The organism is Emticicia oligotrophica DSM 17448 (assembly GCF_000263195.1).
GTDB lineage: Bacteria > Bacteroidota > Bacteroidia > Cytophagales > Spirosomataceae > Emticicia > Emticicia oligotrophica.
This window is the reverse complement of the sequence record NC_018742.1, coordinates 100,202-118,748: the sequence shown is the minus strand read 5'-3', so window position 1 is coordinate 118,748 and position 18,547 is coordinate 100,202. Positions and strand designations below refer to the sequence as shown.

The 18,547-nt window shown below is 34.9% G+C and carries 13 protein-coding genes; 8 read left to right on the top strand and 5 right to left on the bottom strand.

Going from position 1 to position 18,547, the window contains the following annotated elements; translation table 11 throughout:
• Positions 1–4 precede the first annotated feature (4 nt).
• From EMTOL_RS20440 to EMTOL_RS20405, 7 genes are all read left to right on the top strand, one after another.
• A complete protein-coding gene (locus EMTOL_RS20440; RefSeq protein WP_015026290.1) occupies positions 5–3,103 on the top strand; it encodes an efflux RND transporter permease subunit in 3,099 nt (1,032 codons plus the stop codon).
• Positions 3,087–3,311 carry a hypothetical protein gene (locus EMTOL_RS20435; RefSeq protein WP_015026289.1) on the top strand — a complete coding sequence of 75 codons (225 nt, stop codon included), beginning with the start codon at positions 3,087–3,089 and terminating at the stop codon, positions 3,309–3,311. The genes EMTOL_RS20440 and EMTOL_RS20435 overlap by 17 nt, the downstream gene beginning before the upstream one ends.
• A gap of 423 nt (positions 3,312–3,734) precedes the next feature.
• Positions 3,735–4,514 carry a polysaccharide deacetylase family protein gene (locus EMTOL_RS20430; protein ID WP_015026287.1) on the top strand — a complete coding sequence of 260 codons (780 nt, stop codon included), beginning with the start codon at positions 3,735–3,737 and terminating at the stop codon, positions 4,512–4,514.
• Positions 4,515–4,590: 76 nt separating this feature from the next.
• On the top strand, positions 4,591–5,508 hold the full coding sequence (locus EMTOL_RS20425) for a DUF8428 domain-containing protein (RefSeq protein WP_305953313.1): 918 nt from the start codon (positions 4,591–4,593) through the stop codon (positions 5,506–5,508).
• A 119-nt stretch (positions 5,509–5,627) separates the two neighbouring features.
• Positions 5,628–6,899 (top strand): sodium:proton antiporter NhaD, encoded by a 1,272-nt coding sequence (gene nhaD, locus EMTOL_RS20420; RefSeq protein WP_015026285.1) that lies wholly within the window; start codon positions 5,628–5,630, stop codon positions 6,897–6,899.
• A gap of 392 nt (positions 6,900–7,291) precedes the next feature.
• On the top strand, positions 7,292–8,044 hold the full coding sequence (locus tag EMTOL_RS20410) for a glycosyltransferase family 25 protein (protein WP_015026283.1): 753 nt from the start codon (positions 7,292–7,294) through the stop codon (positions 8,042–8,044).
• A gap of 82 nt (positions 8,045–8,126) precedes the next feature.
• Positions 8,127–9,362, top strand: a complete 1,236-nt coding sequence (locus EMTOL_RS20405) for a glycosyltransferase (protein WP_015026282.1) — start codon at positions 8,127–8,129, stop codon at positions 9,360–9,362.
• A gap of 397 nt (positions 9,363–9,759) precedes the next feature.
• On the opposite strand, the gene EMTOL_RS20400 is transcribed toward EMTOL_RS20405, so the two are convergent.
• Complete coding sequence (locus tag EMTOL_RS20400) at positions 9,760–10,458, bottom strand: AAA family ATPase (protein WP_305953312.1); 699 nt, start codon at positions 10,456–10,458, stop codon at positions 9,760–9,762.
• Between the two features lie 29 nt (positions 10,459–10,487).
• Positions 10,488–12,557: an integrase catalytic domain-containing protein gene (locus EMTOL_RS20395; RefSeq protein WP_015026280.1), complete on the bottom strand. Its 2,070-nt coding sequence runs from the start codon at positions 12,555–12,557 to the stop codon at positions 10,488–10,490.
• Between the two features lie 116 nt (positions 12,558–12,673).
• Here EMTOL_RS20395 and EMTOL_RS20390 point away from each other — a divergent pair, with 116 nt between their 5' ends.
• Positions 12,674–13,273: a recombinase family protein gene (locus EMTOL_RS20390; protein ID WP_015026279.1), complete on the top strand. Its 600-nt coding sequence runs from the start codon at positions 12,674–12,676 to the stop codon at positions 13,271–13,273.
• Positions 13,274–13,526: 253 nt separating this feature from the next.
• Here EMTOL_RS20390 and EMTOL_RS20385 read toward each other — a convergent pair whose 3' ends face one another.
• From EMTOL_RS20385 to EMTOL_RS20375, 3 genes are read right to left on the bottom strand one after another with little or no spacing between them, the layout of a single operon-like run.
• Positions 13,527–15,779 carry a xanthine dehydrogenase family protein molybdopterin-binding subunit gene (locus EMTOL_RS20385; RefSeq protein ID WP_015026278.1) on the bottom strand — a complete coding sequence of 751 codons (2,253 nt, stop codon included), beginning with the start codon at positions 15,777–15,779 and terminating at the stop codon, positions 13,527–13,529.
• 9 nt (positions 15,780–15,788) lie between these two features.
• Positions 15,789–16,256, bottom strand: a complete 468-nt coding sequence (locus EMTOL_RS20380; protein WP_015026277.1) for a (2Fe-2S)-binding protein — start codon at positions 16,254–16,256, stop codon at positions 15,789–15,791.
• Positions 16,257–16,292: 36 nt separating this feature from the next.
• Positions 16,293–18,542: a xanthine dehydrogenase family protein molybdopterin-binding subunit gene (locus tag EMTOL_RS20375; protein WP_015026276.1), complete on the bottom strand. Its 2,250-nt coding sequence runs from the start codon at positions 18,540–18,542 to the stop codon at positions 16,293–16,295.
• Positions 18,543–18,547 lie beyond the last annotated feature (5 nt).

Below are 18,547 nucleotides of genomic sequence, written 5' to 3'. Positions count from 1 at the left end.
ATTTATGAATAAGTTTATTAAAAATATTATAGCTTTTTCGCTTAAAAACAAACCTTTTACCTTTTTTTGGGTAGGTTTATTAGCAATAGCTGGTTTTATTTCATTCCGAAATATGCCAATTGAGGCATTCCCCGATGTTACTAACACACAAATTATCATTGTAACCGAATGGAATGGTAGAAGTGCCGAAGAAATAGAGCGTTTCGTTACGACTCCTATCGAAATTTCAATGAATGCTGTTCAAAAAAAAACAAGTGTTCGGAGTATTACAATGTTTGGGCTTTCGGTAATTAAAATAATTTTTGAAGATGACGTTGAAGATTTTTTTGCACGTCAACAAGTTAATAACCTTTTGCGTAATGTAAGTCTTCCTGATGGCGTCGAACCCGAAGTTCAACCTCCGTATGGGCCAACTGGCGAAATTTTTAGATATACTCTACAAAGTTCGCAAAGAGATACAAGAGAATTGCTAACTATACAAAACTGGGTAATTGACCGCCAACTAAGAGCCATTCCAGGTGTTGCCGATTTAGTTGCATTTGGTGGGCAAGAAAAAGTATATGAAGTTAGTGTAGACCCCAATCGTCTATCCAAATATGATATTACACCGCTCGAAGTTTACGAAGCCGTAAACCGCAGTAATCTTAATGTAGGTGGCGACGTAATCGAAAAAAATAAGCAAGCCTACGTAGTGCGTGGAGTTGGTTTATTAGGTTCAATTCAAGACATTGAAAACATTATTGTAAAAGAAGAAGGGGGTAATCCTGTGCTTGTTAAGAATTTAGCCGATGTCTTTGAAAGTTCACTTCCGAGAGTTGGTCAAGTTGGATTAAATGGAAATGATGATGTGGTTGAAGGAATCATTGTTATGAGAAAGGGCGAAAACCCCAAAGAGGTATTGGAACGTGTAAAATCGAAAATTGACGAACTCAACGAAAGAGTATTACCAAAAGATGTCAAAATGGTTACGTTCTATGACCGAGATAACCTCATGAATTTCACAACAAAAACAGTAATGCACAATGTGATTGAGGGAATCATTTTTGTTACGGTAATTGTGTTTTTGTTCATGGCCGACTGGCGTACGACGCTTACAGTAACCATTGTTATTCCTTTATCATTACTTTTTGCTTTTTTATGTCTAAAACTCAAAGGAATGAGTGCCAACTTGCTCTCGCTCGGTGCTGTAGATTTTGGAATTATCATTGATGGGGCAGTTGTAATGGTAGAAGGCGTTTTTGTAACGCTTGACCACATTGCACATAAAAAAGGAATGGTTGCTTATAATAAATTAGCTATTGGTAGTACCATCAAAAAAACAGGTACAGAAATGGGGAAAGCCATTTTCTTTTCAAAACTAATCATCATTACGGCACTATTACCCATATTTTCATTTCAAAAAGTAGAAGGAAAAATGTTTTCTCCTTTGGCTTACACGCTTGGTTTTGCTCTGTTGGGTGCGTTGATATTTACACTTACCCTTGTACCGGTACTATGTCACTTATTACTAAATAAGAATGTTAAAGAAAAAAATAATCCATTTGTAAATTTTTGGAATCGCTTGGTTGAAAAAGGATTTAATTACACCTTTAAATACAAAAAACTTACGCTTGTTTCCTCTCTATTAATAATGGTTGGGACTTTTTTCTCAGGATTATTCCTTGGAACAGAGTTTTTACCTCAATTAAACGAAGGATCTTTGTGGGTCACTGCAGAATTACCCATCAGTTATGGCCAACAACCAAGTGTTAATATGGCGAGTATTTTAACAAAAGAGATTAGAAGCTTTAAAGTTGTTAAAAGTGTCCTTTCACAAGAAGGACGCTCGAACGACGGAACAGACCCTAACGGTTTTAATTTTCTTCAATTTCAAGTGGATTTAGTGAGCAAGGATGAGTGGGGAAACAAGACGATTGATGATATTATAAGAGATATTGACAAAAAATTAAGTCAATACCAAGGAATTAACTTTAATTATTCACAACCTATAATTGACAATGTGGCAGAAGCTGCTGCAGGAATTAAAGCATCCAACGCTGTCAAAATTTATGGTGATGATTTAGATAAATTAGATGAAGTTGCCAATCAGGTAATTAAACAAATTGAAAAGGTAAAGGGAATCAAGGATGTAGGCATTCTGAGAAATGTTGGACAACCCGAAATTAGTGTTATTCTCGACCGAGAAAAAATGGCAGCTTATGGCGTGAGCCTTGCAGATGCACAAGCTGTACTCGAAATGGCTTTTGGCGGTAAAACTGCAACTCAAAAATACGAAGGTGAACGTAAATTTGATGTGCGTGTTCGGTACTTGAAGGCATATCGTAAGAGTGAAGAAGATATGACAAATTTAAAAGTACCGACTATTACTGGTGTAAAAATACCTTTAAAAGCAATCTCGAGTATCCGTAAAATATCTGGTCCTGCATTTATCTATCGAGATAATACAAAGAGGTTTATTGGGGTCAAATTCTCAGTGAGGGATAGAGATTTAGGAAGCACTATTGCCGAAGCTCAAAAAAATGTAAATAATAATATTCAGTTACCGACTGGTTATCAAATAGGTTGGACAGGAGAATTTGAAAATCAGGTGAGAGCAACCAATCGTTTAGGGCAGGTTGTTCCAATTAGCTTAATTGGTATTTTCGTTTTACTTTTCATTATGTTTGGTAATGTAAAAGATTCCCTTATTGTGTTGGCAAATGTGCCGTTTGCCATTATTGGTGGCATTATTGCCTTGCACATCACAGGAATAAATTTCGGTATTTCGGGCGGGGTTGGATTCATTGCTCTTTTCGGCATTTGTATTCAAAATGGCGTAATTCTAATTTCAGAATTTCATCAAAATCTAAAATCCAAAATGAATTTAGATACTGCCATTAAAGAAGCTGTCAAGGTTCGTACACGCCCAGTTGTCATGACAGCCCTCATGGCATCAATTGGGTTACTCCCTGCCGCATTAAGTACGGGTATTGGTTCAGAATCACAAAAACCATTGGCAATTGTAATTATTGGTGGGTTAATTACAGCCACCATCCTTACTCTACTGGTATTTCCTATTATTTTCTGGATTTTCAACCGTACGAAACATGAAATTATTGACTAAGATATGTGCTGCTATTTTGTTGGTTAGTTTCGGAGCATATAGCCAAACTGATGTTCAAAACTGGTATGGTTCGAGTTTAACCCTAAATTTAAAAAAGAAATGGGAGATTTCTGGACAACATAGATTCCGAATAATTGATAATATCAGCACTTATCGAGGTTCATACTTTTATATTCAAACAGATAGAAAGTTCAATAAACATTTTTGAATGTTCACAAGCTATCGTTTAGCCTTAATGGACAACGGGAATTTTCATTGCTTTACTGTGGTCGGCTCAAACGAAGTTTAAAGATTTTGCATTGGAATTTAGACCAATAATTCAATATCAAAGTCAACATTTTAACGTGTTGATTAGCAGAAAGAGGGTATAAGTGGCTATCTACGGCCATGTGGGAGAATTAAGTATTCTTCCTTAAAAAAATGAGATTTATGTATGTCCGCCGTGCCTTTTGTGGGTTTACATAACGCTAAATTAGATTGGTGGCAAAACTCAATAGGTATAAAGTATATCATAACCAAAAAAACAAAATAAATCCCTATTACATTTAGCAACTCAATTACTCTAAGCGTAATTTCAGGACTAATCATATAATTGGATTTGATTTATAATTTGAAGTTAAACCTTAAATATATGCTAACATTTTACTTTTTATTGGCATCAATCATCATACTTTTTTTGTATTTGGGTAAACAAACCCACCAAAGCAGTATTACCATCTTACTGTATCACAAATTCTCGATAAATGCTTCTGATGATTTAACTGTGAAGATTTCTGATTTTGAAAAACAAATACAATTTTTATTAGAAGAAGGTTTCGAGATAATTCCAATTGAGAGCTTATTTGACAACTTTTCAAGTATCGAACAAAAAAGAATTGTGATTACTTTCGATGATGGATATTTAAATAATTTAGAGTTAGCTTATCCAATCATTCAAAAATATAAAATACCTGTAACTATTTTCTTACCAACGGCATTTATTGGAAAAGAAAGTAGCTGGGAAAAGCACCCACAAAAACTAATGAGTTTAGAGCAGCTAAAAAGCCTTGATTCTAAATTAGTATCATTTGGGCTTCACTCCCATACACACATAAGTTTCAGACAATTTGGAATAGAACTAATTGTAAAAGAGCTAAAACTTAATCATGATTTTTTCAAAAATAACGATTTACCTTTTGCACCATTCTTTGCCTATCCTTATGGAGCATATCCCAAAGATAAAATTACGTTTGGATACTTGAAAAGTGCATTGGAGTTTTTAGGGCTAAAAGGAGCTTTTATAGTTGGCAATGGTATAAGTATAAACCCACAAAAAAATCCATATCTGATAAAACGTTTAAGTGTAAAAGGAGATGAAAGTTTGAGAATTTTTAAGTTTAAAATTCAAGGTTTAAAAGGACTCAATGGGTAGAAATAAAAAATTTTCAGAAGGTGGCAGATTTTCAGTAAATTTTCAGATTCAAGAAATAAATTTGAAAAAAAACACTATGAAACAGTACAGATTTAGCGAAAAAGAAACACGCATTTATGCCTTAGTTGTAACTGTTGGCCTGTTTATAGCTATGATTTGGGGAATTTCTCAGTGTAGTAGTAGTAACACACACAAAGCTGAAAAAGGACAGTTGAAAATAAAAGTTGATTCTCTAGCAGTTATCAAAAACCGATTAGAGAGAGATATCTCTGAAATTAGTTCAAAACTAACCAGCATAGAATCCCAAAATGAAACTTTTGCTTCAAATATTGCTACTTTAGAAGGTGCGATGAAACAAAAGGAAATTATTATCAATAAATACAAAAAAGATTCCCAAAATGCCAACTCGCTTAAAAACCAAATCAAAGAATTATTGGCTTTGAAAACAGAACTCCTTCGTAGAGTTGAAGAGTTGAATGAAAAATCCAATAGTCTACTGAGCGAAAACCAAAAATTAAGAGAGGAAAATTCGAGATTAAGCCTCAAAAATGAACAATTGGAAGAACAACTGAGTGCTAATGTTGCCACGCTTGCAATCAAGCCTCTACTTTCAGCAGGTAGCTTTAGAGTCGAAGTGCTAAAACGCAACGATAAATTAACTGTCAAATCACGAAGAACTAGGCAGTTAGATGTATCTTTTGACTTACCAAAAGACCTTGGGTTGGAAGGTACCCAGCTTGTTTATTTGTGTATCAAAGACCAAAATTCTAATCCAATCCAAGACCGAGACAATAAAAATATAGAAATTGATTTGGGCGAAGGCAGAGAAATAAAGGCAATAGCACAATCTACACAAACACTAAACTTTGATAATTTGCCGAAAAGAATTTCTATAAAATATGCTATCGAGAATAAGCTAAAAGCAGGTTATTATTTCATTGAAATATATACAAATTCATCATTCATAGGCGGGGTTCAGTTTAGAGTAATTTAGTAGTCTGTAACTTAGTTTAAACGTGTTACAGATTAATAAAGTGTGAGTTTTCACATTTTCACTCTTAGGTTTACAATGGCGGGTTTTACCCGCTATTGTTTTAAATAATCAAATCATTTATGCTAAGTTTATTAATTATTGTCTTTGTTTTAGGATATATCGGTATAGTTCTCGAACATTCAATATCGGTCAATAAATCATCTTCGGCTTTACTCACAGGGGCAATCTGTTGGGCAATCGCTGCTTTTATATTACCCGACAAACATATCGTTGAGTCAGAATTAATGCACCATGTAGGCGAAATAGCAGGAATTGTTTTTTTCTTGATGGGTGCAATGACCATCGTTGAGTTAATAGATAATTACAATGGCTTTGAGATAATTACCAACAGAATTACTACTCAAAACAAACGGACTTTACTTTGGATTATCTCAATCTTTACGTTTATACTTTCTGCTATTTTAGACAACCTAACGACTACAATCGTAATGGTTGCTCTCATAAAAAAATTAGTAGAAGATAAAAATACTCGTTTGTTATACATTGGTATGATTGTAATTGCGGCTAATGCAGGTGGTGCTTGGTCGCCGATGGGAGATGTAACAACAACCATGCTTTGGATAGGAGGACAAATTACGGCAATAAACATCGTAAAAATACTAATTTTACCAAGTATCGCTTGTTTGATTGTTCCAACAATTTTATTAAGCTTTACATTGAAAGGGAACTTTCCACCTCAAAACTTTTTCTATGAAAAACATAAATCGGATAGTACCGAACAGAAAATCATCTTCTTAGTAGGCTTAGGAGGACTAATTTTTGTACCTATCTTCAAAGCAATTACTCATCTTCCTCCGTTTATCGGAATGTTATTGGTGCTTGGTTTTATTTGGCTAATGACTGAGTTACTCACCAAACGTAAAGACGAAGAATATAAGGCTAAGTTTTCTATTATGTATGCTCTGCAAAAAACAGATTTACCAAGTTTACTTTTTTTTGTTGGTATTTTGTTGGCAGTATCAAGTTTACAAACTGTAGGTATTTTAGGAAATCTTGCGATGTGGTTAAATCAAACAGTCAAAGACCAAACATCTATTGTGGTATTAATTGGGCTTTTATCTTCTATTGTTGATAATGTTCCATTGGTCGCAGCCGCTATGGGTATGTATCCGCTTGAGGTTTTTCCGACAGACCATAAATTCTGGGAATTACTTGCCTATTGTTCAGGTACAGGAGGAAGTGCATTAATCATTGGTTCGGCGGCTGGTGTAGCAGCTATGGGAATGGAAAAAATAGATTTCTTTTGGTATATCAAACGTATTAGCTTTTTAGCATTAGCAGGCTATTTTGCTGGAATTATGGTCTTTATTTTACAATCAAAATTTTTCTGAGCATCATCAAAAATTAAACTATGCTTTTTGAAAAACAAACAAAATTACCATATTATGTCTTTGCGATTGCTATTGGGGTGAATTTAGTAAACCTAATTGGCGAATATTTAGGTGATTTCAAAGTCAGTTACACGCATTCAATTACATTCGGAATTTGCATTTTTATTAACTTAATAAATTTAGCTTACATCTATTTCTCTTGCATTAACAAACAAAAAAACATTATTTTTCTATTAAATATAATTGCACTAATCTTTGTAATTTTCGACATACACCAAATATTAGCTTTTCAGGCTTATGTTACCCTATTTACACAAATAATTGCCATTTTTTTAATTTTATTTCTCTGAAACTTTCTACTTTAAACATCGAATATTCTTATACAGCACAATATGGTTTATCAAACTCTCCAAGAAGGTGTTTTTGTAATTCATGCACTAAAAGGCTATGAAGAACACGAAAGACGAATAATAGAATTATTTACCGAAAATAATATTTCTTTTGAGTTTGTTACCGATGGAGACCCCTCATGCTTTAATGATGAAATCATCAATACCTATTTTACTTCTGATATAAAAACAAAACTAAGTGATGGTGTACTTTCTTGTACGCTTAATCATATTTTAACCTACAAAAAAATAATAGACAGAAACTTAAAATATGCTATAATCTTTGAAAATGACCCGTTCTTTCTTGGGAACTTTGTTAAAGATTTATATAAAATTGAATCAGAAATAAGAAACCTTGAGAAAGGTTTTATCATTTCTCTCGAAAATACAACATTACGCACACCATCTGTTTGGGTAACAAAAAAAGATAAATATATCTATCAAGCTAAATCTTGTAGGCATTGTGGTGCATACATTATTGATAGACAAGGAGCTATTAATATTATGAACGAGATTTTTACAAATAAATGTAATAATGTGATTGATTGGTGGATTGATGATGTTATTAGGAGGAGGATTGTAAAAGTCCATTGGGTTCATCCACCAATGGTTGAAGAAGGTTCTCATAATGGTCAGATGAATTCTTCAATTTCTACCAAACCTAAAAGCTATTATCGACAGTTTGCATGGAAAATGCAGAAATTCTACAAAAACTATATTGTCAGGTTATTTCCTAATGATTATATAATACGATAGTTTAGTTACACTTGTTTAAAAAAGAATAAGAAAGTTACTATATTATCTAATAAAACAAAATATTCTCTTTGATTTGAATCAAATGAAAATAGCAATATTTACACTTGGAACTCGTGGCGATGTTCAGCCTTATGCTGTTTTAGGGCAAGCTCTCAAACAACATGGACATCAAGTTATCTTATCAACTGCTAAAAACTTTAAGCAACTTATAGAATCTTATGGTCTTGACTTTGCACCTGTTGAAGCCGACTTTCAAGAAGTTCTAAACTCCGAAGAGGGTAAGAAAATGATGGCAGGAAACCCTTTTGCCATTAAACGAAATTTGAATAAGTGGGTTTACCCACTTATTACTAACTCATTAGCGGAATTCTACAAATTAGCCGTAGAAAGCGACATTGTTTTGTACCATGTTAAAACCTTAGCAGACAGTTTTGCGGACCAATTTCCACATAAAATGATTAGAACAAATGTTTTACCAATCGTTGAACCAACTATTGAATTTGCCAATCCTGCATTGAGTGGACTGCCGATTCCTAATTTTTTAAATAAATTGACTTACACCTTTTCAAATCTTAGTATAAAACTTTTATCAAAACCAATCGGACAGTTTAGAGCTAAATTTGATTTGCCTAAAAAATTCATATTACCGCCAGTCAAGAATATTTACGGGATAAGTTCCAGTTTTTTACCTATTCCACATGACTTTTCTATAAATTCAACATTCACAGGTTTTTGGTTCGGTACTTCAGAAACAGAGCTACCAACAGACATAAAAGACTTTATTGATGCGGGCGAGCCACCCTTATTATTAACATTTGGTAGTATGCCATTCAAAAGCAAATTTGATTTACAATCCGCTATCATCAAACTAACAGAAGTTTATAATACAAGGATTATTGTTGTAAAAGGTTGGGGACTTAACCACACTGAAAGGCTTGAAGGTAGTACTAAGATAAAGGTTATTGCTTCAGCTCCTTATGAAAAACTTTTTCCACTAACACGAGCTATCATTCATCATGGCGGTATTGGAACAACGGCAGAGTGTTTAAGAGCAGGAAAACCATTTATGATTTGTCCAATCCTTTACCCTATAGGCGACCAAAATTTTTGGGGACAACTATCTTACCAAAAGGGGCTTGCAGTAAAACCTATACCTATTAACAAAATGACCGAGAATATATTTTTAAAAAATGTTGGTGAGCTACTTTTGAATACTGACCTTTACACCAATGCAAAACATTTAATGCCATTTATTAATAATGAAAATGGAGTACAAAACACAATAATCGAAATTGAAAATCATTTTGCAGAATGTTGATTATCATTCTAATCGAACCTATTACTTTACCAATCTATAAACTTCATACATTCAAATCAGAGAATTATATTTATTCGATTTAGAATCAGACTTATGTAATATTGTACAATTTGAAATGTAAGGAAATACCTACCTTACGGATTAATCCAAATTTAAACTATAAAATCAAGACAGGTTTAAATTAATTCTCTTGTATTGTGAGTACACAACAAGCAAAAGCCCTTTGCTAATGCTTTCAGCAACGCTCCACCTGTGTGTAAGTATCCACTTTTTCAGACCATCAAAACTGAAAACATAATTTTTTCTTTCCATTCATTAGGAGTTAAATTTCCTAAAGAATTATAGTCTGTAGTGGTCCAAACGAAATCTCGAAAAACGACCAAACAAAATCTCGAATTTATGTTTTTGATTTAGTATTTTTCAAATATTTAGTCACCGCTATTCGGCATTCTAAAATTCTATTTTCTAACGTTCCAAAATCTTTACTTTCTTTACATATTTCATCGGCCAATTCTGCTAAAATGCCATGTTCTGCACAAAACGCTTTTTTCTCTTTCATGGTTGGCTGTTCTAAACTTATCCAAGACTGAATCCTTCGATAAAGTTCGGGAATTCCCTGTTTTTCAGAAAGTTTCCAATTTTCCATATTTTTTTTGAAATAAGGTGGACCACACAAAATTATTCCTGTGTTATTTTTTGTATTATCCCTTATTTCATGTAAATACAAAAGTTGATTAGCACTAAACTTACCCGCTTCATCAATTATCAAAAGGTTTGGTTGTTTAGATTGATTCAGATGAAAGCTAATACTTTTTATTAAATTGTTCAGGTCGCTACCACCAAATGTATTAGTAAATCCCAAAATGTTTAGAAGTTCAATATAAAACTTTCGGGAGGTCATACTTTTTTCAACAACAACATAGTAAACATTACGATTTTTATTCCTAAAATATTCCAAAGACTTGGTTTTACCAAAACCAGAGTCACCGATAAAAGCAATCATACGTCTATATTCTATGGCATCATAGCAGTTTTCATTGATGATTTTTAAAGTGTTGGTTTCTAGAGTCAAACCAACAGGTGAATTTTTAATCAAATCTACGTTAAAGTTGTTTAGTTCCATACCTATAATCTTTTAACAGTTCCTTTTTGCTTGTACAATAAATCTTGTATTTCATTGTAAACAGTTCGGTATTTGGTAAAAATTTTATCTGTTTTTAGTTTTTTATCTTTAGGGAGTTGAATAGGATTACCATAATCAATATCGAATTTTTCTTCTTTTTTTAGTTTATAGACTTCTAAATCACCTGAAAAACCAGATTCTAACACTTCAGGTGGTAGCTCTAAAGCATCAATAGCAGATTGACGCTCTTCAATTTTTTGCTGTAAATTTTTTAAAAGTTGTTTATTTTGTTGAAAATAAGCTTTTAAATTTGATTGGTCATCAATGGTTTGATTTATCTGTGCAAGAGGAATAATAGGTACTTCAGCTAAACGAGTAATAAATTTGCTTTCTAATTCTGTAAAAAGATATATTAATAACATATTATGAGGGTCATATCTAACCTGAATCATGGTGTTGTGTAATTCTAAAATTAAATCTGCGTCAGACAAACGATAAAAATGAGAGCAATCATTTACATTGACACATATAGTTGAACGAGAAACTTTTACTGTTTTCTTTTTAAAGTATAAGAGGGCATCCGCTTCACTATTGAGTACAATTGTATTTTTAGGTGGTTTTAATTGGAACTTTTCTAAAGGCGAAATTTTGTCATTTTGAGTTCCGTTCAGGTTATATTTATGAATATTTGCAGTCACTCGTAAAATAACTTCATCGGTATTTGGTAAGAGTTTATTCTTTTTCATAAAGGTTAATATGTCTGGATTAGGTCTTGCATTAATATTTTTACTTTTAATACCTTCTCCTATATAACCTGGAATTTGTTTGCAAAACACTGTATTGAAAATATTATTAAAACTTTCAACAATACCTTTGTCCCGAGGATTTCCTACTTTATGGGCTCGCCAAATGACTCCTAAATTTTCTGTTTGTTGAATCAAATCAGATAAATCGTTATTTCGAGTATAACCTAAATAATTATCTCTTAAAATTTCAGCCGGTAAAAAATTTGCTCTTGAAAAGGCTGATTTAAGAGCTTTTGCATACAAATCAGGTGTTTCCTTATCGGCAATAGCAAAGCCCATAACTTGTCGAGAGTACCCATCAATGACCACAGCAATCCATAAAAACGCACCTTCTTGATTTCCATCTTTACAACATATTTGTAATTTAGTTGCATCAATTTGGTAATGGTCTCCAGAATTTTCTGGCTCTGAACGAATGAGAAATGGTAAAATCGTATTTTTCGTCCAAGTTTCTCCATTCCTAACCATGCCATCAATATTTTTATTATAAGTATTCAAAAGAATCCTTTTTACGGTAGTAAGGCTAATCGGTTGAAGATTTTTTAATTTTAGGGCAGTATTGACTTTTTGTAATATATCTCTTCTGGAAAGTTTATTTCCATTCCTATAAAAATGTCCAACGAGGTCTTCATGTGTTTTTGTAACCTTGTTTGCATTTTTGTTTGAAACACCTTTGTGAGTAATGCTTCTCACTAATCCAAATTCAAGTACATCAGCATATTTTGCATAAAAATAGTCGATGTTATTTGATTGAAATGAAAACCCGGAATCTGAGATTGCATTGTGTAAGTTATATTTTTCATGAATTTTAAGATGTTCAAATTGTGTCAATAATTTTAGGACTGCATATGTTTTGCAATATGGACTAATTTTATTTTTAGGAATTTTATACTCTTTAAACGCAGCGATAAACATTTCTGAATTATCAACGGCAATATTCAGTAAAATCATTTCACGCTGATACAAAGGGTTATTTTCTTTTTCATAGTCAAACTTATTATTTTTCAAGTTTTCAATCAAAGCAGGTTTTGATGGTAGTAATTTCGATTCTCTAATCTTTGAGGGCAGGTGGTCATATTCAAACCAGATATTTTCGCCTGACTTGATGTGCTTTCCATAGATTGTCTTTTTAGTTTGAAAAGCAGCTATAATTCCTGCTATCTTCTGAGAGGAAATTTTGCAAACATCAATTAAGTATGTATCTCTAACGTACAATAGCTCTTGATACTGTATGAAATCTTCGTTCAAAAGTTCAGATTTTTTCATATAGTTTAAACGTTCATTTATATCACTTGAATAATCTAATAAAAATACCTAATATTACAAAACGATTTTATACAAAACAAATAAAACAAATACCTTTTTATCGAATATTCAAAATTATGTCAAGAAATGTCGCTTATTTAAGGGTTTCTACCATCGACCAAGACCTCGAAAAAAACAAATCACAACTACTGCACCTTGCCAATGATAAAAATTTAGGCAAAGTTGAATTTGTTGAAGAAAAGGCTTCGGGCAGAATTCATTGGAGACAAAGAAAAATCGGAGATATTGTTGAAACGCTTACTTCGGGTGATACCATACTCTTGAGTGAATTTTCTCGATTAGGTAGAAGTATGCTTGAGTGCATGGAAATCATTTCAATAGCTACTCAGAAAGGAATCAAGATTTATACTGTAAAAGGTAATTGGCAATTAGACGATACGATTCAAAGTAAGGTAATGGCAATGGTCTTTTCGATGGTTGCAGAAATTGAAAGAGATTTGATTTCTAAAAGAACAAAAGAAGCTCTGCAAACAAAAAAAGCCAACGGAGTAAAACTCGGAAGACCCAAAGGTGCTGGTAAAAGTAAGTTGGATAAATATAAAATTGAGATTGAAGCACTTCTTAGTAATGGCTCTACTAAAAAGTTTATTGCTAAAAGATATAACTCGTCTGAGTCTAATCTTTTTAACTGGTTGCAGAAAAATAAACTGGGTTAGTTTTCAGAACTTGATACGGTTTTAGCGACTAATGAAAGTTTAATATTGTAGCTCTTGATTGATAGAAAGGGGCAGTAATTTTAAAAAGGGCATTACACAGCAATAGCCTATAAAATTTTAAAACAAGACAATTTAAACTTATAGCTTATGTAAAAAATGCTTTAATAAAATATATTTAAAACAATTGAAACATAATCAAACCTTTGATAATAATTTCTTTACTTTTCAAAGGTTTGATTTGCGGTTATCTAAATCAACTACGATTTTGTGGCTGCTCACTCATGAAAGGTTGATTATAATACCTTTTACCTGTCGTTTTAAACAGAGCATTGGCCACTGCTCCAAATACTGGCGGGAATGGTGGCTCCCCAAGACCCGTCGGGTCGATGTCGTTTTCTACGAAATGCACATCAATTTTTTGTGGGGCTTCGTTATGGCGAATCATGCGATAATTATGAAAATTGTTTTGTTCAGGAACTCCTTCTTTGTGAGTCAATGCTCCATAAAATGATTGACCGATTCCATCAACTACTGCACCTTGCACCATATTTCGGGCCGCATCTGGATTTACCACTACACCACAATCGACCGCAGAAGTTACCGATTCAACATACGGTTGACCATCTCGCATCACCATATCTACCACATGGCCCGCATACGAAGCATGACAGAAATAAGCGGCTACGCCACGTTTTTTGCCTGAATTTTCGGGCTTACCCCAACCTGATTTTTCTTTCAATAATTCCAAAACACCGATATATCGGCTGGCATCATAATCCAGATTTTTACCTACTGGATTTTCTTTGGCTCGTTTCAATAAATCAAGACGGAAGGCAATTGGGTCTTTTCCCATTGCTTCTGCCACTTCATCCAAAAACGATTGTTCGGCTGCTGCATTGAAATTTGAACGTGGAGCTCTAAACGCACCAATAGTTATGTTGGATGGAATTTCCCAACCATCGGCCAAATAATTATCAACCGCACCCGCAGGGAAACGATTAGCATGAACTGGGTTTTCGGGAATACCGCCACCTGTTACATGAAAACCTATCAGATTTTTATTGGCATCCAGAGCCGCACGATATGTAGCGGTGTACATCGGGCGATAAATTCCGTAAGTCATGTCGTCTTCACGGGTATAAATCAACTTTACTGGAGCTTTGAGTTTTTGAGAAATACGAGCCGCTTCATACATGTATTGTGCATAAGCTCTACGACCGAAACCACCGCCCATACGAGTCATTTGAATTTCAATCTTGTCGGCAGGCAAATTTAAGATTTTTGCAAGTGTTGGTTCAGACCAACCAGGTGCTTGCTGAGGCCCAGCCACTAAGGCTTTATCATCTTGCACATGGGCGAAGAAATTCATTGGCTCCATAGTATTATGTGCCAAAAATGGAGCATTGTATGTGCGTTCGATAATCTGAGCGGCATTTTTGAAAGCCGTTTCTGGGTCACCGTCTTTTCTTAATTCTTTGGCTGGCTTTTTAGCAAATTCAGCCATCATTTCAAATTGCTTTGCCGTAGTTTCTAATCTTCCTGGTACTATTTTATCAGTTTTTCCACCTCGTCCCATCATGGTTTCTTTCACATCGCCAGCGGCTTCCCATTGAGCATTTATCTTCTTGCGAGCGTTCATTACTTCCCAAGTAGAATTACCGACAATGGCAATCATTTCGTTGTGTGTACGAGTGTCAAAACCACCTTGCCCAAAATCATCATCGTAGAGTTTGAAACTAAAAATATCTTTAATTCCCGCCATTTTTTTTGCGGCAGTAGCATCAAAAGATTTTAATTTCATACCAAATGCTGGTGGATGCTGAATCATTGCGATTAACATTCCATCAACTCGATAATCTATTCCAAAAAGTGGTTTTCCAGTAACTACCTTTACGCCTTCGCTATTTTTCTTAGATTTTCTTACAATCGAAAAATCTTTTGGTGCTTTCAATTTTACATCTTTGGGAACTGTCAATGTTGCAGCTTTTGCTGACATTTCGCCATATTTTGCCGTTTTACCGCTTGAATGTGATAGAACACCTGCTTTTGTTGAGATTTCGGTGGCAGGAACGCCCCAAGTTTGAGCGGCTGCTTCAATCAACATTTGTCGAGCCGCCGCTCCTGCATTTCTCAAAGGTTTCCAATACATTCTTATCGAATTACTACCCCCTGTAAATTGTGGGCCATATTTAACGTTGTCGTGCGTACTCATTTCTACTACCACATTTTCCCAGTCACAATCCAATTCTTCGGCTACCATCATAGGTAGTGAAGTCATTACATTTTGACCAAATTCGGGGTTTGGGCAAAGAATTTTAATGATATTATCAGGCGTAATTTTGATGTATGCAGCCAGCTCTGACCATTGTTCGGGAAGATTCAAAGCAGTTACTTTCTCAGCAGCTTTTGCTTCTGAAAGCCAATTAAAACTAAGCATCAGCCCACCTCCTGCCAATGCAGAAGACCTTAAAAAATCCCTTCTACTTTGTGATTTTATATTTTTCATAGTCTTTTCTTATTTAGCGTTTGATATTTTGGCAGCCGTTTTGATTGCTTCCTTAATTCTCAAATATGTTCCGCAACGACAGATATTGCCACTCATGGCATTGTCAATATCTTCATCAGTTGGTTTTGGATTACTTTTGAGCAATGCTGCGGCCGACATGATTTGTCCACCTTGACAATAGCCGCATTGGGCTACATCATGCTCAAGCCATGCTTTTTGGACTGGATGTGTGCCATTTTCTGAAAGTCCTTCAATGGTTGTAATTGCTGATTTGCCGATAGCCGAAACAGGCAATACACATGAACGAGTAGCATTACCATCTAAATGAATAGTGCAAGCTCCACATTGGGCCATGCCACAGCCGAATTTAGTACCAGGCATATTGAGGTGGTCACGCAGAACCCACAAGATTGGAGTTGATGGGTCAACATCAACTTGTTGAATCTTCCCATTGATTTTTAGTGTGTATTTTGCCATATTTTTAATATTTAAAATGTATAAGTATTTCTGTATTTAAAGTAAATCTCCGAAAGGTTGACTGTACAATCGTTTACCAGTTGCTTTATATAAGGCATTTGCTAAAGCAGCATAAACAGGTGGGTAGGCAGGTTCGCCCATACCTGTTGGATTTTTTGTATTTTCTACAAAATGTACTTCAATAGATTTGGGGGCTTCATTGTGGCGAATCATGCGGTAACTATGAAAATTATTGGATTCGGGCATTCCCTTCGAGAATGTCATTTTGCCATACATAGCTGCTCCAACAGCATCTACAATGCCACCTTCTGCCATATTTTTAGCGGCATTGGGATTGACAACAATTCCGCAATCAATGGCACACCATACTTTGTTGATTTGAGGCGAACCTTCTTTCATCTCTAAATCCAATACATGAGCTGCATACGAATCGTGGCAGAAGTAGGCTGAAAATCCTAATTTTCTTGAAGACTTTGTGCTTTCCCAATTTGATTTTTCTCTTACCAATTCCAGTACTTTTATAAAGCGGTTAGCATCATAATCGTTGTTTTTACCAACAGGATTTTCTTTGGCTCGTTTCAATAAATCAATTCTAAATGCAATTGGGTCTTTTCCTGCTGTTTCTGCAACTTCATCCAAAAATGATTGCTCGGCGGCAGCCATAAAATTAGAATGTGGAGCTCTATAAGAACCTACTGTAATGTTAGTATCAATGGTAAAATCTTCTGCCAAATAATTATCAACCGCCCCCGCAGGAAAACGATTGGGAGCTAAAGGTGCTTGTGGCATTCCACCTACTTTTACATGAAAGCCTATCAGATTATTATTGACATCGAGAGCAGCTCGATATTTTGCAGTGTAAGTAGGACGGTAAATCCCCGCTGTCATATCATCTTCACGGGTATAAATTAGTTTGATGGGTGCTTTTACTTTTTGTGAAATCAAAGCGGCCTCCAATAACCAATGAGCATACGAACGACGACCGAAACCACCACCCAAACGAGTCATTTTTATGTCTATTTTTTCCAAGGGAATTCCTAAACGAGCCGAAAGTGCTTGTTCGGTAAATTCGGGTTTTTGAAGAGGACCCGAAAGCGATACTTTTACGTCGGTAACATGAGCAAAGAAGTTCATTGGCTCCATGCAGTTGTGAGCCAAAAATGGTGCATTGTAAGTACGTTCAATTACTTTTGACGCATTTTTAAAAGCAATTTCTACGTCTCCATCTTTTCGGCGTACGTTGGCTGGCTTTGCTAAACTTTCGGTTAATTTTGCAAAATGCTCATTCGAATTTTCTAAGCCTGCTGGGATATTTTGGCTTATTTTTCGACCATTCATATTCCTTTTTTCTGTGAAGGTCTCCGCTTCTTGCCAGTCAACTTTCAAAGCATTTTTGGCTTGCATTACTTCCCAAGTGGAAGAGCCTACAATTGCCACTACTTCGTTGAATTGGGTGGTATCGAAAAATGTCTTTTCGTAATCATCATTGAAGATTTTGATAGGAAAAACGTCTTTAATGCCTTTCATTTTCTTAACGATAATGTCGTTCTGAATAGCCTTAAATTTCAAACCCATTGCTGGTGGATGCACAATCATGGCTATCAACATTCCGTCAACTTTGGTATCAATGCCAAAAAGTGGCTTTCCAGAAACAATTTTATCCAAATCTACATTTCGCTGACTTTTACCGATGATTTTGAAATCTTTTGCTTCTTTTAATTTTACGTCTTTCGGAACGGGAATCTGTGCCGCAGCCGTTGCCATTTCGCCATATTTGGCTGATTTTCCTGAGTTTTTATGAAACAAAACTCCTAATTCAGTACTGATTTCTTCTACTGGTACGCTCCATTCTTTGGCAGCAGTTTCTCTGAGCATCTGGCGAGCCGTAGCTCCTGCCAATCGGAGCGAAGCCCAACCTTGATGAATCGCCTGACTTCCGCCAATAAATTGTCGTGTAAAATGTTTAGTATCTAAATCAGCTTGTTCGATAATGATTTTTGAAAAATCAACGTCTAATTCTTCCGCCACAATCATGGGCATGGAAGTTTTCACGCCTTGTCCGCCTTCGGGATTGGGCGACATGATTTTAATTACATTATCGGCAGTAATTTTTACAAAACCGTTGAGTTCATTGAAGTTTGAAAGGTCGTTCGTGAGGACACGAACAACGGTATCTGAACTTTCTCCAAGCGGTTTAAAACTCGATAAGAAACTAATACCCAGCATAAAGCCGCCACCCGAAAGAGCAGAGGCTTTGAGGAATGAACGGCGACTTTGGGTTTTCATAGATT

Bases quoted from the DNA above. Each gene is read 5' to 3' on its own strand.
- EMTOL_RS20440 (WP_015026290.1), top strand. From the start codon at position 5: ATGAATAAGTTTATTAAAAATATTATAGCTTTTTCGCTTAAAAACAAA.
- EMTOL_RS20435 (WP_015026289.1), top strand. From the start codon at position 3,087: ATGAAATTATTGACTAAGATATGTGCTGCTATTTTGTTGGTTAGTTTC.
- EMTOL_RS20430 (WP_015026287.1), top strand. From the start codon at position 3,735: ATGCTAACATTTTACTTTTTATTGGCATCAATCATCATACTTTTTTTG.
- EMTOL_RS20425 (WP_305953313.1), top strand. From the start codon at position 4,591: ATGAAACAGTACAGATTTAGCGAAAAAGAAACACGCATTTATGCCTTA.
- nhaD (WP_015026285.1), top strand. From the start codon at position 5,628: ATGCTAAGTTTATTAATTATTGTCTTTGTTTTAGGATATATCGGTATA.
- EMTOL_RS20410 (WP_015026283.1), top strand. From the start codon at position 7,292: ATGGTTTATCAAACTCTCCAAGAAGGTGTTTTTGTAATTCATGCACTA.
- EMTOL_RS20405 (WP_015026282.1), top strand. From the start codon at position 8,127: ATGAAAATAGCAATATTTACACTTGGAACTCGTGGCGATGTTCAGCCT.
- EMTOL_RS20395 (WP_015026280.1), bottom strand. From the start codon at position 12,557: ATGAAAAAATCTGAACTTTTGAACGAAGATTTCATACAGTATCAAGAG.
- EMTOL_RS20390 (WP_015026279.1), top strand. From the start codon at position 12,674: ATGTCAAGAAATGTCGCTTATTTAAGGGTTTCTACCATCGACCAAGAC.
- EMTOL_RS20385 (WP_015026278.1), bottom strand. From the start codon at position 15,779: ATGAAAAATATAAAATCACAAAGTAGAAGGGATTTTTTAAGGTCTTCT.
- EMTOL_RS20380 (WP_015026277.1), bottom strand. From the start codon at position 16,256: ATGGCAAAATACACACTAAAAATCAATGGGAAGATTCAACAAGTTGAT.
- EMTOL_RS20375 (WP_015026276.1), bottom strand. From the start codon at position 18,542: ATGAAAACCCAAAGTCGCCGTTCATTCCTCAAAGCCTCTGCTCTTTCG.